Annotated in this window: 15 protein-coding genes, 2 rRNA genes and 2 pseudogenes; 13 read left to right on the forward strand and 6 right to left on the reverse strand. The window is 32.0% G+C overall.

Going from position 1 to position 17,930, the window contains the following annotated elements; all coding sequences use genetic code 11:
• The 8 genes and pseudogenes from A9G10_RS02190 to A9G10_RS02225 all read left to right on the forward strand — a co-directional run.
• Positions 1 to 113: ribosomal RNA gene (locus A9G10_RS02190) — 23S ribosomal RNA — on the forward strand; the annotation flags it as partial.
• A gap of 154 nt (positions 114 to 267) precedes the next feature.
• Positions 268 to 383, forward strand: a 5S ribosomal RNA gene (rrf, locus tag A9G10_RS02195).
• Between the two features lie 108 nt (positions 384 to 491).
• Positions 492 to 1,055 (forward strand): pseudouridine synthase, encoded by a 564-nt coding sequence (locus A9G10_RS02200; RefSeq protein WP_065558057.1) that lies wholly within the window; start codon positions 492 to 494, stop codon positions 1,053 to 1,055.
• Between the two features lie 161 nt (positions 1,056 to 1,216).
• Positions 1,217 to 2,140: pseudogene (ftsY, locus tag A9G10_RS02205) on the forward strand (signal recognition particle-docking protein FtsY); the annotation flags it as partial.
• A 9-nt stretch (positions 2,141 to 2,149) separates the two neighbouring features.
• A complete protein-coding gene (ftsE, locus tag A9G10_RS02210) occupies positions 2,150 to 2,803 on the forward strand; it encodes a cell division ATP-binding protein FtsE (RefSeq protein ID WP_065558058.1) in 654 nt (217 codons plus the stop codon).
• A gap of 5 nt (positions 2,804 to 2,808) precedes the next feature.
• Positions 2,809 to 3,771 carry a permease-like cell division protein FtsX gene (gene ftsX / locus A9G10_RS02215; RefSeq protein WP_065558059.1) on the forward strand — a complete coding sequence of 321 codons (963 nt, stop codon included), beginning with the start codon at positions 2,809 to 2,811 and terminating at the stop codon, positions 3,769 to 3,771.
• Positions 3,772 to 3,971: 200 nt separating this feature from the next.
• Complete coding sequence (rpoH, locus tag A9G10_RS02220; RefSeq protein WP_065558060.1) at positions 3,972 to 4,832, forward strand: RNA polymerase sigma factor RpoH; 861 nt, start codon at positions 3,972 to 3,974, stop codon at positions 4,830 to 4,832.
• Positions 4,833 to 5,053: 221 nt separating this feature from the next.
• Complete coding sequence (locus A9G10_RS02225; protein ID WP_065558061.1) at positions 5,054 to 5,359, forward strand: hypothetical protein; 306 nt, start codon at positions 5,054 to 5,056, stop codon at positions 5,357 to 5,359.
• A 224-nt stretch (positions 5,360 to 5,583) separates the two neighbouring features.
• Here A9G10_RS02225 and A9G10_RS02230 read toward each other — a convergent pair whose 3' ends face one another.
• On the reverse strand, positions 5,584 to 6,285 hold the full coding sequence (locus tag A9G10_RS02230; RefSeq protein ID WP_065558062.1) for an aspartate/glutamate racemase family protein: 702 nt from the start codon (positions 6,283 to 6,285) through the stop codon (positions 5,584 to 5,586).
• Positions 6,286 to 6,432: 147 nt separating this feature from the next.
• Here A9G10_RS02230 and A9G10_RS02235 point away from each other — a divergent pair, with 147 nt between their 5' ends.
• The 4 genes and pseudogenes from A9G10_RS02235 to A9G10_RS02250 all read left to right on the forward strand — a co-directional run bounded on the left by A9G10_RS02235 (position 6,433) and on the right by A9G10_RS02250 (position 10,316).
• Positions 6,433 to 7,272, forward strand: a complete 840-nt coding sequence (locus A9G10_RS02235) for a VanW family protein (protein ID WP_065558063.1) — start codon at positions 6,433 to 6,435, stop codon at positions 7,270 to 7,272.
• Entirely contained in the window at positions 7,256 to 8,071 is an 816-nt protein-coding gene (locus tag A9G10_RS02240) for a hypothetical protein (protein ID WP_081298970.1), read from the forward strand. Before A9G10_RS02235 ends, A9G10_RS02240 begins: the two co-directional genes overlap by 17 nt.
• A 46-nt stretch (positions 8,072 to 8,117) precedes the next feature.
• A pseudogene (locus tag A9G10_RS12465) lies at positions 8,118 to 8,264 on the forward strand (Sir2 family NAD-dependent protein deacetylase); the annotation flags it as partial.
• A gap of 1,008 nt (positions 8,265 to 9,272) precedes the next feature.
• Complete coding sequence (locus tag A9G10_RS02250) at positions 9,273 to 10,316, forward strand: DNA cytosine methyltransferase (protein WP_065558065.1); 1,044 nt, start codon at positions 9,273 to 9,275, stop codon at positions 10,314 to 10,316.
• Position 10,317: 1 nt separating this feature from the next.
• Here the strand turns inward: A9G10_RS02250 and A9G10_RS02255 are convergent, their stop codons facing one another.
• Entirely contained in the window at positions 10,318 to 11,973 is a 1,656-nt protein-coding gene (locus tag A9G10_RS02255) for a response regulator receiver domain (RefSeq protein WP_065558066.1), read from the reverse strand.
• A gap of 5 nt (positions 11,974 to 11,978) precedes the next feature.
• The gene (locus A9G10_RS02260; RefSeq protein WP_065558067.1) at positions 11,979 to 14,972 is read right to left on the reverse strand and encodes an ATP-binding protein; all 2,994 of its coding nucleotides are present in this window, start codon (positions 14,970 to 14,972) and stop codon (positions 11,979 to 11,981) included.
• Between the two features lie 192 nt (positions 14,973 to 15,164).
• On the opposite strand from A9G10_RS02260, the gene A9G10_RS02265 reads away from it, so the two are divergent.
• Positions 15,165 to 15,575, forward strand: a complete 411-nt coding sequence (locus tag A9G10_RS02265) for a very short patch repair endonuclease (protein ID WP_257006714.1) — start codon at positions 15,165 to 15,167, stop codon at positions 15,573 to 15,575.
• On the opposite strand, the gene A9G10_RS02270 is transcribed toward A9G10_RS02265, so the two are convergent.
• The 3 genes from A9G10_RS02270 to dppD all read right to left on the reverse strand — a co-directional run bounded on the left by A9G10_RS02270 (position 15,567) and on the right by dppD (position 17,925).
• Complete coding sequence (locus tag A9G10_RS02270; RefSeq protein ID WP_218837314.1) at positions 15,567 to 15,806, reverse strand: hypothetical protein; 240 nt, start codon at positions 15,804 to 15,806, stop codon at positions 15,567 to 15,569. The genes A9G10_RS02265 and A9G10_RS02270 overlap by 9 nt on opposite strands.
• 159 nt (positions 15,807 to 15,965) lie before the next feature.
• On the reverse strand, positions 15,966 to 16,958 hold the full coding sequence (locus A9G10_RS02275) for a peptide ABC transporter ATP-binding protein (RefSeq protein WP_065558069.1): 993 nt from the start codon (positions 16,956 to 16,958) through the stop codon (positions 15,966 to 15,968).
• Positions 16,945 to 17,925 carry a dipeptide ABC transporter ATP-binding protein gene (dppD, locus tag A9G10_RS02280; RefSeq protein ID WP_065558070.1) on the reverse strand — a complete coding sequence of 327 codons (981 nt, stop codon included), beginning with the start codon at positions 17,923 to 17,925 and terminating at the stop codon, positions 16,945 to 16,947. The genes A9G10_RS02275 and dppD overlap by 14 nt, the downstream gene beginning before the upstream one ends.
• Positions 17,926 to 17,930 lie beyond the last annotated feature (5 nt).

The raw sequence follows: 17,930 nt of genomic DNA on the forward strand, positions 1-17,930 counted from the left end.
CCCTGATGAGAATCAGTAAGGTCCGTTTGAGACTAAGACGTAGATAGGTCAGGTGTGTAAGTGTAGTGATACATTGAGCTAACTGATACTAATGAACCGAGAGTCTTAACCTTACAACTCGGAGTTGTTTTGGATTGCGCGAAGTTGAGAGAAGAGAAAATCATCGAAAGATGGTTAAAGAGTGTAGAAACAGTTTGTTCCGGATTGAGGAATTGATGTAAAGATGAGATAATGACATCAGTTGAGAGAAAGAGAAGACAGGATATGTCTGGCGGTAATAGCGCGGTGGTCCCACCTGACCCCATGCCGAACTCAGAAGTGAAACGCCGTAGTGCCGATGGTAGTGTGGGTATTACCCATGTGAGAGTAGGGTGCCGCCAGACTTTTAAATAAGTGCAAGAGCCCAGCAGAGATGCTGGGCTTTTTTGCTATTTACAGAATAACAAATTAAAATCAATCAAACTGACAGTCAGAGAGGGATATGATTTGAGATGAGCTCATTAATCGCTTTTAATAAACCATTTAATGTGGTGTCTCAATTTTCAGCGCATGAAAAGTATCCAACATTGAAAGATTTTATCTCATTACCCAAATTTTATCCTGCTGGACGATTAGATACTGACAGTGAAGGATTACTTTTATTAACAAACGATGGTAAACTACAAGCTAGAATTAGTTCACCAAAATTTAAGCTACCAAAAACGTATTGGGTTCAAGTTGAAGGATCAATTACTCAACAGGCAATAAATAAATTAAAGCGTGGTGTTCAATTAAAAGAATTTTATACTGCACCTGCACTAGCAACTATTTTAAAAGAACCAACACTCCTATGGCAAAGAGTACCTCCTATTAGAGAACGTAAAACTATTCCGACATCATGGATAAGTATCACTATTACAGAAGGTAAAAATCGACAAGTTCGAAGGATGTGCGCTGCAGTTGGTTTTCCATGTTTACGATTGATTAGAGTCCAAATAGGTCAATATAATTTATTCAGCCATAATTTACCTTTAGGTGAATGGAAAACAATAAACCTAAATAATCTTTATCTATAAAATAAATAGCAGATAATTAAGTACTACTTTGTATAGAATTTTCGAATAAACTAGATCAATATATTCATCTATTTGCACTGAATAAATTGGGCTTTATACTAAAATAAGATAAAATGATCTTTATCAGGATCATGGGATAACTATTTATGGTAGAACAAAAAAAAGAGGGATTTTTTTCTCGTCTAAAACAAAGTCTCTTTAAAACAAAACAAAATATTGGGTCAGGTTTTTTAAATTTATTTAGAGGAAAAAAAATAGACGATGCTTTATTTGAAGAACTTGAAGAACAATTATTAATTGCAGATGTTGGTTTTGAAACTACGCAAAAAATTATTTCAGCTTTAACTCAACAAGCTTCTCGCAAAGCGTTAAAAGATGCTGATGCTTTACATGAATTATTAAAGCATGAAATGAAATCCATATTAAATGGCATTGATAAACCGTTGGATATTTCAACTCATAAACCATTTGTGATATTAATGGTTGGTGTTAACGGCGTCGGTAAAACAACAACAATAGGTAAATTAGCTCGTCAATTTCAGCAACAAGGTAAATCTGTTATGCTTGCCGCCGGTGATACATTTCGTGCTGCAGCGGTTGAACAATTGCAAGTATGGGGAGAGCGAAATAATATTCCGGTAATTGCACAGCATATTAATGCGGATTCTGCTTCAGTTATTTATGATGCCATTCAAGCTGCTAAAGCTAAAAATATTGATGTTCTAATAGCTGATACTGCAGGTCGTTTACAAAACAAATCACATTTAATGGATGAACTAAAAAAAATTGTTCGAGTGATAAAAAAACATGATGAAACTGCACCACATGAAATCATGTTAACAATTGATGCAGGCACTGGACAAAATGCAATTAGCCAAACTAAATTATTTAATGAGGCAGTTGGATTAACAGGTATGACCTTAACTAAATTAGATGGTACCGCAAAAGGAGGTATTATCTTTAGTATTGCTGATCAGTTTAATATCCCTATCCGTTACATAGGTGTTGGCGAAAAAATTGAAGATTTAAAACCTTTCAACGCCGATGATTTTATTAACGCACTGTTTGATGAAACAGATGAATAGAGAGCGGCTATGATCCAATTTCAACAGGTGAGTAAAGTTTATTCGGGCGGAAGACCAGCATTGCAGAACATAAACTTTACATTATCAACAGGTGAAATGGCATTTTTAACAGGTCATTCGGGTGCAGGTAAAAGCACCTTAATGCGTCTCATTTGTGGTTTGGAAAAAGCGAATGATGGTAAAGTAATGCTTAATAACATTGATGTATCAACGTTACGAAAGCAGGATATGCCTTTTTTACGGCGAAAAATAGGTATGATATTTCAAGATCATCAATTACTTATGGATCATACTGTTTATGACAATATTGCTATTCCTTTAATCATTTTAGGTAAACCCGTTGAAGAAATTCGACGACGGGTTTCTGCATCGCTTGATAAAGTTGGATTAATCAATAAAGCTAAATTCTATCCTATTCAGTTATCTGGTGGAGAGCAACAAAGAGTAGGGATTGCAAGAGCGATTGTTAATCGCCCCAGTGTGTTATTAGCCGATGAGCCTACAGGTAATCTTGATGATAAACTTTCAAAAGATATCTTGAAATTGTTTGAAGAATTTAATCAAGCTGGCGTAACGGTATTAATGGCAACGCATAATATAGGACTTATTCGTCGAAAACACCACCGAATACTTCATTTAAATCAAGGGCGTTTAGAGGGCTAATATTAATGATAAACGCTAATGTCAGATCAGCCAAAGCAACGTCTAAAAATAAAAGTCACTTTTTGGGTCGTTGGAAAAGACAAATAAGTTATGCATGGCAAAATGTTTTCAATCATTTTAAACAAAATATTTTAACATCACTACTGACAATTTTAGTTATAGCAATTTCAATAAGCTTACCAACAATCGGCTATTTATTATGGAAAAATGCAAATCAAGCTGCACATCGGTGGTCTCCAACGCCAAATTTAACGGCATATATAAGCAAAACATTTAATGCTGAGCAAACTGACGAATTAATTGAAAAAATCAAATCTCTTTCAGAGGTGGAAAAAGTTAATTATCTTTCACGCGATGATGCTAAAGAAGAATTTATTTCATGGTCTGGATTCAGTAGTGCATTAGATTTATTAGAAGAAAATCCACTACCGGCTGTAGCAATTATTATTCCTAAACCAGAAGCAAAAAAGACAGAAATACTTCATAAATTACAATCAGAAATTTTCAAAATTGATGGTATCGATGATGTCAAACTAGACGATAGTTGGTTTACTCGTTTGACTGCTTTAACTGATATGGTTAAAGCAATAGTTTGGGCTATTGCAATATTTATGATTATTGCAGTATCTTTGGTTATTGGAAATAGTATTCGTTTAAGTATTTTTGCCCGAAAACAAACAATTATCGTCATGCAGTTAATTGGGGCTACCGAAGGTTTTATTTTACGCCCTTTTCTGTATAGTGGAATGTTTATTGGGTTTATAAGTGCTTTAGTTTCTGTCGTTTTATCGGAAATATTTATTTTTCAGATAGAATCTATTATATTGAATGTTTCCAATGAATTTGGCACAGTATTTACACTAGAAGGGTTATTGTGGGATGAAGTCTTGCTAATTGTATTAATTACAATTGTAATAGGATGGTTATCATCACTTATTACAACAAAAAGATATTTAAAAATTAATTAATTAAGATAGTTCTTCTTAATTCGCATTAAGTAGAAAAAGGTGATTAATATTTTTAGAAATATTTTTTTATTTTAAACCTAATTGTGAACTAAATTACATTTTAACTGTCTAATATTAAAAGTTTAAAACTGTACAAAGTTTTATATTGTTGTAATCAAAAATAAATACAACAAAAATAGTTTAAATAAAGGGGGAATTAAATGAGTACTGATTTAAAAATGCAAGTAGGTGCTTTAATCCCACAAGGCAATATTGAATCTTACCTTCGCATGATTAATACCTATCCTATGCTAACAGCTGAGGAAGAAAAATCTTTAGGCGAAAGACTTTACTATCATGATGATGTTGATGCAGCAAGACAATTAATTTTATCGCATTTACGTTTTGTTGCGCACATCGCCCGTGGTTATTCCGGTTACGGTTTACCACAAGCAGATTTGATACAAGAAGGTAATATTGGTTTAATGAAAGCGGTACGTCGCTTTAATCCTGAAATGGGCGTTCGTTTAGTATCATTTGCAGTACATTGGATTAAAGCTGAAATTCATGAGTATGTGTTAAAAAACTGGCGTATTGTTAAAGTTGCAACGACTAAAGCACAGAGAAAATTATTCTTTAATTTAAGAAAAAATAAACAACGTTTGGGTTGGTTTAATAGTGCTGAAGTCGATATGGTTGCTGATGAATTAGGTGTTAGCCGTAAAGATGTGCTTGAAATGGAATCGCGTATGTCTGCACAAGATATGTCTTTTGATGTCGACAGCGATGATGATGATAACGCAGTTGTTGCGCCAGCATTATATTTAGAAGATAGTAATTCAGATTTCTCAAAATCAATTGAAAATGATAATTGGGAAAATGATGCAACCGACAAGTTACATGATGCTTTATCACAATTAGATGAACGTAGCCAAGATATTATTAAAGCTCGATGGTTAGATGCTGATGATAGTAAATCAACGTTGCAAGTTTTGGCTGATAAATATAGTGTTTCGGCTGAACGAATTCGCCAACTTGAAAAAAATGCAATGAAAAAACTACGAGTTGCGATAGAAGCATAACCTTTTTGTTAACTGTTAATTTTACAAGCCTTGCTTGAAAAGCAGTAAGGCTTTTTTTATTAATAAAATCTTAAGATTACAGAAAATAAGGGTTTAAAATACTGTTATCAAAATTTATCCAAAAAACATATAAATATGTTATAAATAAAAAGCCATCTTTATTTATGACCACATCGTATAAATATATTTATGTAAATGACTTACTAATTTAGGAATAAGAAATGTTGAAAAAAATTACTAAAAGTATATTTTTAAGCCTTCTGTTTGTAAATCTTGTTGCTTGTAATGAACAAAATAAACATGACCAAGGAACTATTAAAATAGATACAGGAGCGGTTGAATGTGATCGCTATATTGCACTGATTTTGGATTTACAAAATAAATCACAACTGCCTGCTGAATCTGAAGAGTCAGTTAAAAAAAGTATCGAGGAGTTTAGACAGATGGTTGAAAAAAATCCAGATGCGATTAAAGGTGAATGTAATGCGGCCTACTCTGCGATGCGGGGCGCTATAGAGGAACGCTAATTTTTAATTTCTTAATTTCAATGAAAAGTTGAACAAGAATTATTTAACGTACCTATTAAAAGAATTTTTATGTATTTATAATAATCTATTTCAAAGTGCGATAAAAAGTTAATGAGTTTTTGTTGAAAATGCGGTTATTCAAATCAGTTAAAATCAAAAATTTTTTCGTAGCGACTTTAATTAACGGCAATCGGTAAGAAATTAGATTGCCATCTGCTATAGGATTAAAAACAACTTTTATTTATTGCGCTTAATGCTGCTTCTTGAGCATGTAACAGAGCTGTATCAAAAAAAGGGATTTTGTGATCTGCTTGAGAAATCAATAAACCAATTTCCGTACAACCAAGTATCACTCCTTGGGCTCCTTTTATAACTAGCTTATCAATGATATCAATATAGGTTTGTTTCGATGTAGGTTTAATTATACCATGGCAAAGTTCATCATAAATAATTTGATTGATGATCATTCTATCTTGCTCATCGGGAATAAGCACTTTTAAACCTTTATTAATCAGTTTTGATTTATAAAAGTCTTGTTCCATCGTATATTTTGTTCCAAGCAAAGCAACGGTTTGAATATTTTCTTTAATTAAGTGCTGTGCCGTAATATCAGCAATATGAAGAATGGGAATATTAATGGCAGCTTGAATCTTATCTGCGACTTTATGCATAGTATTAGTACAAATCACGATAAAATCTGCCCCAGCTAATGCTAGTCTTTTCGCAGCATCAATTAAAATGAGTGCACTTTTATCCCACTCACCATTGGCTTGGCAATGTTCAATTTCTTGAAAGTCGACACTATATAAAAGTGTTTTCGCTGAATGTAATCCTCCTAATGATTGTCCTACCATTTGATTGATAACTTGATAATAAGTCACGGTACTTTCCCAGCTCATCCCACCTATTAAACCAATTGTTTTCATTTCATTCATCCTTAACATACTAAATCATAATATAACTTCTTTAAGATATCTTTTAGTTTATTATTAAAAGTTTATGTATCTCTTCTCTAAAAAAATAGTACTAATGTTATAATTTATCTTATTGGAATTTAAGATAAAAAACAATTAATGTCTAAACCGTTATCAAGTTATCATCCCTTACTTTATTGGTTAAGGGTAAATCAGCGTCGCTTATTTCGTCATTTGTTCTGGTATTGTTCTTCGCGTCAATATAGCTTAGAACGTAGTCATGATTTACGTTTACCATATCGCTATAAAAAACATACATCCAAATTAATACGTCGATTGGGCAACAGCGACATTCAGCTCCAATATAATAAAGTCACAAATCTAAAAATTGCAGTTGATTCGTTAAATGGAATATTAATTAAACCTGGTGAGTATTTTTCGTTTTGCCGATTAGTCGGAAAACCAACTAAAAAGCGAGGATTTGTGAATGGAATGGAACTTTCATTTGGTGTAGCTCGTTCCGGTATTGGCGGTGGTATATGTCAGATTAGTAATCTAATTCATTGGTTAGCTCTCCATTCCGAACTCCAAATAGTCGAACGAGCAAATCATAGCTTTGATCCTTTTCCTGATGATGGTCGAGTGTTGCCTTTTGGTTCGGGTGCCGCTGTTTTTTATAATTATATTGATCTTATTATTCATAATCCTACCGATAAAACGTTTCAAATTATACTTCATGTTAGCGATCACCAACTAGAGGGTGAGCTATTATGTGATGAAGAAAGACAATACAGCTATCATGTTTATGAAAAGCAGCATGCCTTTATTAAAAGGCAAGGTGTTATCTATAGAAAAAATGAAATCTGGAGAGACACCATGACCAAAAACAATGTCGGTGGCGCCCCGGCATGTATTCGTTCAGAAATGGTGTATAAAAATAATGTAATTGTAAAATACGAAGTGAATGGAGAATTGATAACAAATGAAGAAAACGAGTAAATGTCTATTTTTAATGCAAATAATGTGTTTAGTTTTATCTTTTTCATGTTTTGCTGATCCCAAAGTGATTCATGTTGTTGTCGCTTTATGTGATAACAAATATCAGCAAATAGCGCCGGTTCCTAAAGCGATTGGTAATGGTCAAGATCCAAAAAATAACCTTTATTGGGGGGCGGCCTATGGTTTTAAAACCTATTTTGGTAAACAAAAAGAGTGGCAAGTAGTAAAAATCAATAAACCTGATGATGGTAAAATATTAGAAGAGATTATATACAAGCATCAAAACAAAGATGTTTATCTGATAGCTCAGGCATATGATGGCAAATACATAGATGATACTATTGATGATTTTATAGAATATTCAGCAGGTAAAAAACAATCATCATTTACGATAGATAACAAGCAAATAACGGCTGGAGGAAAAGCTGATTTAGTCGTTTATATTGGTCATAATGCTTTAATGGAATGGTCTTGGCGTAAATTTTTACCCGATAGTTGGCGTTGGGAAACACTTCCAAATGACGCACAGGAACAACAAAAATCGAGATATGCGGCCGTTTTTGCTTGTAAAAGTCAGAAATATTTTTCGAAGCCGTTATCTCGTTTGGGGATTTCGCCCTTGATTTTAACTATGCATCTTATGGCTCCGGAAGCATATAGTGTGCACGCTATGATCGATGCTTGGTTAAAAGGCGAAAGCAAAGCTAATATTCGATTGAAAGTGGCTACTGCCTATAGCAAGTATCAGAAATTGAACAAACCCGCGTTGAACATGTTTACTACGGAATATAGTCAATAGTATCTTAGTTAAATCGGCATAATTTTGAATACTGGAGTCATAAAATATGATCAAAACACCTAAAATTGTTATTTTAACTGGTGCGGGTATATCGGCGGAATCTGGGCTATCGACATTCCGTGCGCAAAATGGATTGTGGGAAGGGTATGATGTTAACGATGTTGCAACCTATGAAGGTTATAGTCGAAATCCCATTACAAATGGATAAAATCTACGATGCACTTTCACAGGCTGACTATTTCATTTTTATTGGTAAATTTTGCATTGAGAAAAGATCAAATATTAAGAGTAATCTTTTGTTATATTGTCAAAGCAAAAACGATACAAGTGATAGACAATAAACAAGTCGCAAGAATACCTTTAACTAAAAGGCGCTTTGTTGGACTGAACGTTTTTGACATATCTAGGCACTTTCTAATGTTGAACAAGATAAGAGCGGATAATATCATAAAAAAGTGTTTTATTGTGAAAGGAACAAGGATTTTTATGATGTTCTATGTTATTTGATGGAAAGTTAAATAATTATAATGAGGATATATAATATTAGTAATTTTATGATAAATAATATAATTGAGATAAATTAGTTAAATGATAAGAGCATTGAGTTTGAAACATCTCTGGAAATATTCATTTTATAATATTTTAATTCTATTTCCTTTTTGCATTAATAATTAAAAATAGTGATTTTGGGTAAGATGATTTTATCAATAGTCATTAGAATTAATGAACAACTCTAATGAAGCATTAAAAAAAAAAGAGGAGTAAAAAAATGTTATTTTTAATTAGCCATAAGTCATGTTGCTTACGAATTAAGTTTAATATATTCAGAGTAACCCGATGAAATATGGTAGCTTATAATGAAAATAATATAACAAATTAAGCAGATGATAAAAAAAGAAAATAAGTTCAAGAGGAATGCAAAGTATATTTATTGGCTACCCTTTACCAATATGAAAATGATATTATGAGGAATATAGCTAAAATGTCATTAATTATAAAAGATTTGATTGAGATAGAAAAACTATTGATATATTGCAATTTATGGATCCAGTTATATTAAAATCAAATTGGTTTTTAGATAATATTTAGGCTATAAGGTTGTATGGTATATTTAATTTTTTCTAGTTATCACCAAACTATTCCTATTAAAAGAAACTTTTGATATAGTTCTTAACTAAATTATCGTTTTTAGTTGAAAAATATGGTTAATAAATTCAAAGCATTAGATTTTTTCTGCGGTGGCGGTGGTATGACTTACGGTTTAAAACAGTCAGGCATTGATGTTATTGCTGGAATTGATCTAGAATTGAATTGTAAAGAAACATATGAATTAAATAATCTAGGCTCAACTTTTGTCCATGCAGATATTACAAAATTACCCTTAGCTTATTTTGAAAAACATTTTAATATAACTAAAAATGACGACTATCTAGTTCTGGTTGGATGTAGCCCTTGCCAATATTATAGCTTAATTAATTCTTCTAAAGAGAAATCAAAAAAATCTAAGGATCTCTTATTAGACTTTCAGAAATTTATTAAATATTATAATCCTGGATATGTTTTAGTCGAAAATGTCCCGGGAATAGTAACCAATAAAGAAAGTGTTTTGCCTAAATTTTTAGCATTCCTCGAAAAGTTTGGGTATAAATATATTAAATATGATGTTGTTAATATGAGTGATTATGGTGTACCACAAACGCGCCGTAGATTCTCTTTAATTGCATCAAGAATAGATGATATTGATTTACCCATTGCCGATAATAAAAAAGCAATTTTAAAAGATTTTATTGGTGTAAAGAATGGTTTTCCTAAAGTAAAAGCAGGTCATAAAGATTATTCTGATTTTAACCATTCAGTTGCTGGTCTTAGTGAAAAATCAATAAAAAGACTAGAAAAAACACCTCAAGATGGCGGAGATAGGCTGGCGTGGAAAGATGACGATGAATTACAACTAGAATGTTTTAAAGGGAAAGATCATCATTTCAAAGATACATTTGGAAGAATGTTCTGGGATAAACCTGGCTCAACTATTACGACTAAATTTTTTAGCATTTCTAATGGAAGGTTTGCTCATCCGGAAGAAAACAGGGCTATTTCAATACGTGAAGGTGCAACCCTGCAAACCTTCCCTAAAAACTATATTTTTAAAACTAATAGCATGGCTGAAACCGCAAAACTCATAGGAAATGCAGTACCACCTGAATATGCTAAAAGGCTAGGAAAAGTGATAACTAAAAGAAAATAAATTATTTTTTTTCTCTTTTTCGTCTAAGCCACTCAGATTCATCCAATCCAACTCTGGCAAGTTTAGCTGCGAAGTTATTTGCAATTCGTTGTGCATGAGAATCTTTAATATCCATAATCCAAATAAAATTTCCATCAATCTCTGAGTTATATGACGAATGCTCACAAGAAGAATATACGGGAGTAAATGTATACTTTCCATTACTCATTACTGATACAACTTTGCCATTCAGAGTAGACTTAAATTTAATTGTTCGAACGTTATAAGTCTTATCATTCAATAATAATCTAATTAATAGATTATTTTCTATTCCAATAAAAGTAAATTTCTTCGTTTTTTCGACTTTCTTCAAGGGTAAAAACAAAAAACGTCGTTCTTCATCATCCCGGATCCGGACACAATCACATCTTTGTTGTATGCATAACCAATAATTTTTACTTTTTTCTTCTTTTATTACGCTACCAAGACTTAGTGTGGGAGTATAAGATGGAACCATGTAATTACTTTTGTGGTGAGTTAATGTTGAAAATAATTCATCAATATCCTCCATTTGTATAGGAGAAAAATAATAAGATATGTTGTCAACCAAAGAGTTTTCAATATATTTATCTATTTGAGTCTTAGAAATGTTTTGGTTTTGGTTATGACTCGCCTTGTTAGATGTTTCTTGACACATTACCTCAAACCCTTTTTTTTGCCATATTTTGAGTTCATTTCCACCAATATTAATAGAATTATTACCTATGTTGAGTATTTTTTGTTCTGATATTTTGTCATCAATCCAATTATTAATATGCTCAATATTACACATCGATTCTATTTCTTCATAGTCAAATATTGCTCTAATACTTGTAGAAATAGATTCTTTAAGTAATTCAGAAGCCTCATCCATTATGGGCAATAGTGCTCTGTGAGCTAAAAAAGCCGGATCCATACTTTTATTATAAATGTTCAATAATTTAGAGCTATTACTGCGAATACTTGTTATAGCATTTAATACAACATTAGAGATTAAACCTTCTGTCATTTTAGTAAATTCAGTTAATAAAAAATCTGGCAAACATTCATATGTTACAATCCATTCTTTCAAATTCGCATTATGTTTTAGTGTAGAAGCTAGATAAGGTTTTCCTCGTACGATAATCTTGATAGAAGAATTACTAAGAGTATTTTCAGTTGATTTTTCAAAATCATTACATCCCTTATGTTCTAAAGTTTTCTTAATTTTATCAAGAATTGCTTCGAGATTAGTTTCACCTGTATAAACCATTATTAATTTTAAGCAATTTGGTTGTTCATTCATAATTTTTTGTATTAACTTTAGTGTAAAAACTCCTCTAGGGTCATATTCCTCCTCATCTTCTTCCTCATTAATAGATTCATGACTATTTTGCTCAATATCAATTTTCCAATCCAAAACAGTTATATCTGCTTTTTTTGCCAATTCAATAATATTTTCCAAATCACCCTGATATCGAGGTTGATTCAATGCACATAATTTTTTTGCTTTCGAAAAAATATTGATAAGTTCATTACCATCAAGAGAATTATCAGTTTTGTCTAGTGAGAAAATTTCATCATCAACAAATAAAATGTTTTGAATATATTTATTAGCGATCTCTTTTGAAGAATTGAAAAAATTTGAATTTGTAGCCATTAAAATTAATCCTTTTTCATTATTTTAAATGTTACTGAAGAGCCTTCTCTTGGAGATTCTAAAAGATATAACTCATAATTTTCACTCTGTAACACCTCACGACTGATATGTAATCCCATACCCCGACCATTTGATTTTCTGGAAAAACCTAATTCAAATATTTTTTCTACATCTTTTGGTGATATTTCAACGCCATTATTAGAAATATAAAAACCTTGGTCGTCGGCATGAAGACGAATTATTTTCTCGGCTACATTCGACTCATTAAGCCAATAGATAGCATTGTCAATTAAATTAACAAAAACCGGATAGAACGTTGAACGAAAACCATACAATGTACTTTTACTAAACCCTTTAGTGCTTTTTAGTTGAATATTATGTCTTTCAAAACGAGCACCAAAAAGGTCGATTAAGAAAATTTTAATATCATTAGCTTTTATATGTTCTCTATTTCGGTAAAGCCTACGATTAAGCGGCGTAAATAATGTTAAATAGCCATCTAAGTGTTCAAAATTAATTTTTATGTTTTTATAAACATGCTCGAGCTTTTCATTAACTTCTGCCCAAACTTTTAAATCCTGAATACTGCTACGAATGGATTTAACGGTACTGCTAAATTCATGATGGATCACTCCCACAGCAAGGCCTAATTGACTTAATTCTATATCAGCTTGAACTCTTTCTCGCAATTCATCTAATTCTTCCGATATAGAATCATACATTTGATCACTTGTAACTATCTGTTCATTATTATCTTTTTGAAAATAAACATTCTGTAATTGCTTTGTTATGCTATCAAATATCTCGGTTGCTCTATTCTTTTCATTTAATATTTCATTTTCCAGTTCTTTACGTTTATCAACAAGATCAAAGTCATCACTATTATTTATATTTAATGACTTAAAACTATCCTTAATCTCTTTAATTTTATCTTCTAAACCTATCATCAGCTCACTGGCAACATGAGCTACATTTTTAGATACTTCAGCTAAAGCTTGTTTAGTTTCTCTTTCAGTAATAGTTGCTATTTGATATGCTTGAGTAGATATGGCATCAACAGCTTGCTCTAAGCGTTTTCGCTTACTAATTTCAACATGTAAATCATGAGAAATATCTTCAATATAAATATCAATTTTATTAAAAGCATCTTTAAAAATACCGCTTTCTAACAAAGCAAATTCCAATCCATATGCTTCAAAATCTTTACGCGTATCTTTAGAAATTGTAAAACCTCTAGGAATTGGAATGCGAATTTTTTCTATATATTCAGATAATTGACTTCTAGCCGATATCTCTAAATTTAGAATAGCGTTAGTAAGTTCTTCAGAATCGCTAATATAACTAAGACTATTTAGATCATTTTCCAATGAAGCAATAATTTTTTCTACATGTCGAGCAAAAACATCATTCTTTAAATCATCAAAAAAATTATTCAATGATTTTTGAAATTTATCTTTACGCGCCTTCGCTCTTTTTTCGTGTTTTTTTAATGCTTCATAATGAGCTTCTCTTTCAGCACGTTTTTCAGCCCAAACTTTAGACTTTGGACCACCATCCTCACGAAAAAAATCAACAGCCAATTGTTCAAAAAAGTTTTTTAGTATGCTTCTCAATTGTCGATAAGCTTTATTTTCAATAAAGCCTTCACGTCCCGCTTTTTCTTTTAATTCAAAATTGATATCTTGTTTTAAATCGATAACACCAAACATTCTTCGGAAAGAAAAAAAATACACAGATGCTTTTTTGGTTCTATTTTTTTCAATATCAAGCCAATCAAAATCTGAATCACCGTAGGGTAAAATTCTTATATTATCTTTATATAAATACAATCCTCCATACTTATCTGCTTTAGCAAAGATGCGGTTATAATTTTCGGCATCAATGATCGATTGTTTCAATAAACCTTGTATATAAGCAAAATTAATACTGAAAGCACCGCATTGTGTTTCTCTATAACTATTACCATTCCAGATTATCTTATGATCAAATTCATTTTCTTGGAAAATTTTAACCTTGCCAGAAAATTGACCATACTTGTCAAATTCACCTTGTATATGGTGATCAACAAATGTAAAATCTTCAGGTATAAAGAAATTATCTTTATCAAATAAATTACTATATGTTCCATCATCAGATTTATAATCACGAAAAGCGGTAATGATTTGGGGTTTAGGATGATTTGGTGTCATAGTATTGGTAAAGCCCAATAACATCTTTTCTATTTTCGTGGCTATATTTCTTTTTTTATCGCCATCTATATCATCATTTAAGTTCTCATTCACTGGCTGAATATAAAAATGCGTGCCAGAATTGTCACGAGATAAGGAAAATCCCTTATTTTCATCTGAGTTTACATCAATTAAAGTTTTATTTAATGTTAAACAATCAACTTTAAATTTTTGAATAGTTTTTATAATTTTTTCCGCTGGTTCTCTGTCGATTTCATTTTTATTTACCAGAAACGATAAAGAGTCAATAACTTCTTGCTTCATTGATTCTATTTGTTCTATAGTTGGCAGAATTTCAAACTCTTTAACAGGAATCGTAATATCATCTAAATTAATATTAGGTAGTTCAAATATTTCCCAGTTAATAAAAGCCGCGACTATTTTGTTATGATTATTTATACTTTTTGCTCTGGTTAAAATTAGAACTTGGCTACCAACAGATGCTATTGCTAAACGACCAATACCTTTTTCACCTGTAATGGGTCTAAATGGCTTAGATTTATCGATAGGAGGGGAAGCTATTTTTGAATTTATTACTTTACTATCAGTACCTAAAGTCAACCATCGTGACTCAAAATCTTCTTTGGTCATCCCTATACCGTTATCTCGTAAAATAAACAATTTATTTACACGGAAATAATCTACATCAACGTTATCTGCATAGGCATCATAAGCATTTTTAAATAGCTCATTAATTGCAGTAGGAATCCCAGCTATTTGTTGCCGACCAAGTAAATCCAATGTCCTTGCTTTTGTTTTAAATTTAGCCATTTTTATAGACCTTATTCAAACGAATAATTTTTCACATTAGTTTTATTAAAAATATACTAAATATACTAAATACAATAAAATAATCAATATAAATAATTCTTTAATTTTTATTTGAATTTTCCATGCCTGACATTCACAATAAAGAAATTCGTAGAAAAAATATGCAAGCAGTAAAAACAGCAAATACACTTATTGAAAAGCATATCTCAGTTTTTAACTGAATTAGATATTCAATTTTATACACAAGATAAATCTCTTCCAGGTAAACCAGATTTTGTGATAGAAAATTATAAAGCTGTTATTTTCACTCATGGCTGTTTCTGGCATCAACATAATTGCTATTTATTTAACATACCTCAAACCAGAAAAGAATTTTGGACAAGAAAACTTAATCAAAATCAAATAAGGGATCAAAGAAATATTTCCGATTTAACTAGCCAAGGGTGGAAAGTATTAGTTATATGGGGTTGTGCTTTAAAAGGAAAATATAAATTAACCGATCTTGATTTAAAAGAAAGAATAGAAGAATGGTTATGCGCTCATTCACATAATGCAGAAATTGAAATAAACGGATTAAAAAAAACTAACTATGCTTTAAGCTAATTCCCATGGTAAATCTCGCCGATTATTTACGGGTTTTAATACACCTTCATTTCTTAATGATTGTGCTGCCCAGCGAACATCATATTGCCAAGTATAAAGTCTATCGCCAGAATTCTTTAAATCAGTTTCATAACGTTCCCAAATATATTTACTCACCTCCCTTGGCCACCCTTTTCCTCCTAAATGATTTAACGCCTCAATAATCCAATCTTTCATTATTACTCTGTTCATAATCATACCGTTACATAATAAATATTTAATAGAATTATTATATTTTCTCTATTAATAAGCATGACTTCTTAAAGAAAATCATTTTCAATTCATCCTACATTTTATTTATACAATGCTAACTTAATTGCACTTTACTGGCAGAATTAACTGCCACTTTTTTTAATTTTTTTCTTCTACGCAAAAACAAGCAACTTTATGTTCATTATAATTAATAAGCTTTGGCTGCTGAGATGTACAACGTGAAAATGCCCAACGGCATCGAGCATGAAAAGCACAACCTAAAGGTGGATCTAGTGGGCTTGGTAATTCTCCTTCTAATTTAATTCTATCTCGCCTTAGATCGGGATTTAATCTTGGTGTTGCCGATAAAAGTGCTTGTGTGTATGGATGTTGAGGATGATGATAGATTTCATCTTTTAGACCTTGTTCAACACAACGACCTAAATACATCACCATGACTTCATCAGCAATATGCTCAACAACCGAAAGGTCGTGAGAAATAAATATATAAGATAACCCAAGATCTTGTTGCAAATCCATCATTAAATTGAGGACTTGTGCACGCACTGAAACATCCAATGCTGAAACGGGTTCATCAGCAACCACGACTTCGGGATCAAGCATTAAACCTCTTGCGATAGCAATACGCTGGCGTTGTCCACCCGAAAACATATGAGGATAACGATTATAAAACTCTTCTTTTAATCCAACTTTTTGCATCATTGATAGTACTTTTGCTTTACGATCACTTGCCGTTAAATCTGTATTGATAATAAGAGGTTCTTCTAATATCGAGCCGATTTTTTTACGTGGGTTTAATGATGAATAGGGGTTTTGGAAAACGATTTGTATTTTTTGTCGACGTAATTTTTGCGCTTGAGGATCATCATTCAATAGATTCTGATCTTTAAAATACATTTCACCAGAAGTTGGTTTTTCAATCATTGTTAGTAATCGGGCTAATGAGGATTTACCACATCCTGATTCCCCAACAATCGCAAGGGTTTTGCCTTTACCTAATGTAAAAGAAACACCATCAACCGCTTTAACTTGTTTTGTTTCCGAAAAGAAACCGGTTTTTACAGAATAATATTTTTTCAAGTTTCTGGCATCAAGCAGTAATTCGCTATTTTCCATATTATTGTTGTTCATATTGAGGTATTCCTTCACGCGATAATGGATAATGACATTTTACTTTCCTTGCTTTTGAATAACTGATTAATAATGGTTCTTCGGTATAACAGCGCTCATTTGCATAAGGACAACGAGGATTAAGTAAACAGCCCGTAGGTCGATCGTATTTACCCGGTACAACACCTGCTAACGATTCTAACCTTTCTTTATCTTGAGTAAACTCAGGAAGTGAGCGTAATAATGCTTGGGTATAAGGATGTAACGGTTCTTTAAAGATAATTTCAGCATTACCTATTTCCAAAACTTGCCCTGCATACATCACAATAATTTTTTGTGCGGCTTCGGAAACTAATGCTAAATCATGGGTTATAAGAACTAATGCCATGTTATTTTTACGTTGTAACTCAAGCAATAACTCAATAATTTGCCCCTGAATGGTAACATCTAATGCGGTTGTCGGCTCATCAGCAATTAAGAGTTTAGGATTGCATGCAATTGCGATTGCGATCATTACACGTTGGCTCATCCCGCCTGACAACTGATGCGGATAAACACTTAAACGATTTTCAGCATCTGGAATACCCACTAATTTAAGCAACTCAATCGCTTTTGCTTTAAGTGTTTTTTTATTGCCACCTTGGTGAATTTTCAATGTTTCAATAATTTGATAACCGATGGTGAAACATGGATTCAAGCTAGTCATTGGATCTTGGAAGATCATAGCCACATCTGCACCCACAATTTTACGACGCATTTTGTTGGAAAGTTGTTGAAGATTTTTGCCATCAAAATGTAATGCTTTGGCAGCTACGTTGCCAGGAAAATCAATTAATCCCATTATGGCGAGTGAACTAACTGATTTACCTGAGCCAGATTCTCCGACTATTCCGACTACTTCTCCTTCTTCAACATTATAACTAATATGATCTACGGCTTTAAAGCCACTAAATTCTACTGATAATTCTTTTACTTCTAATAATGCCATGACTG

Source organism: Gilliamella sp. wkB308 (assembly GCF_001690185.1).
Lineage (GTDB): Bacteria > Pseudomonadota > Gammaproteobacteria > Enterobacterales > Orbaceae > Gilliamella > Gilliamella apicola_I.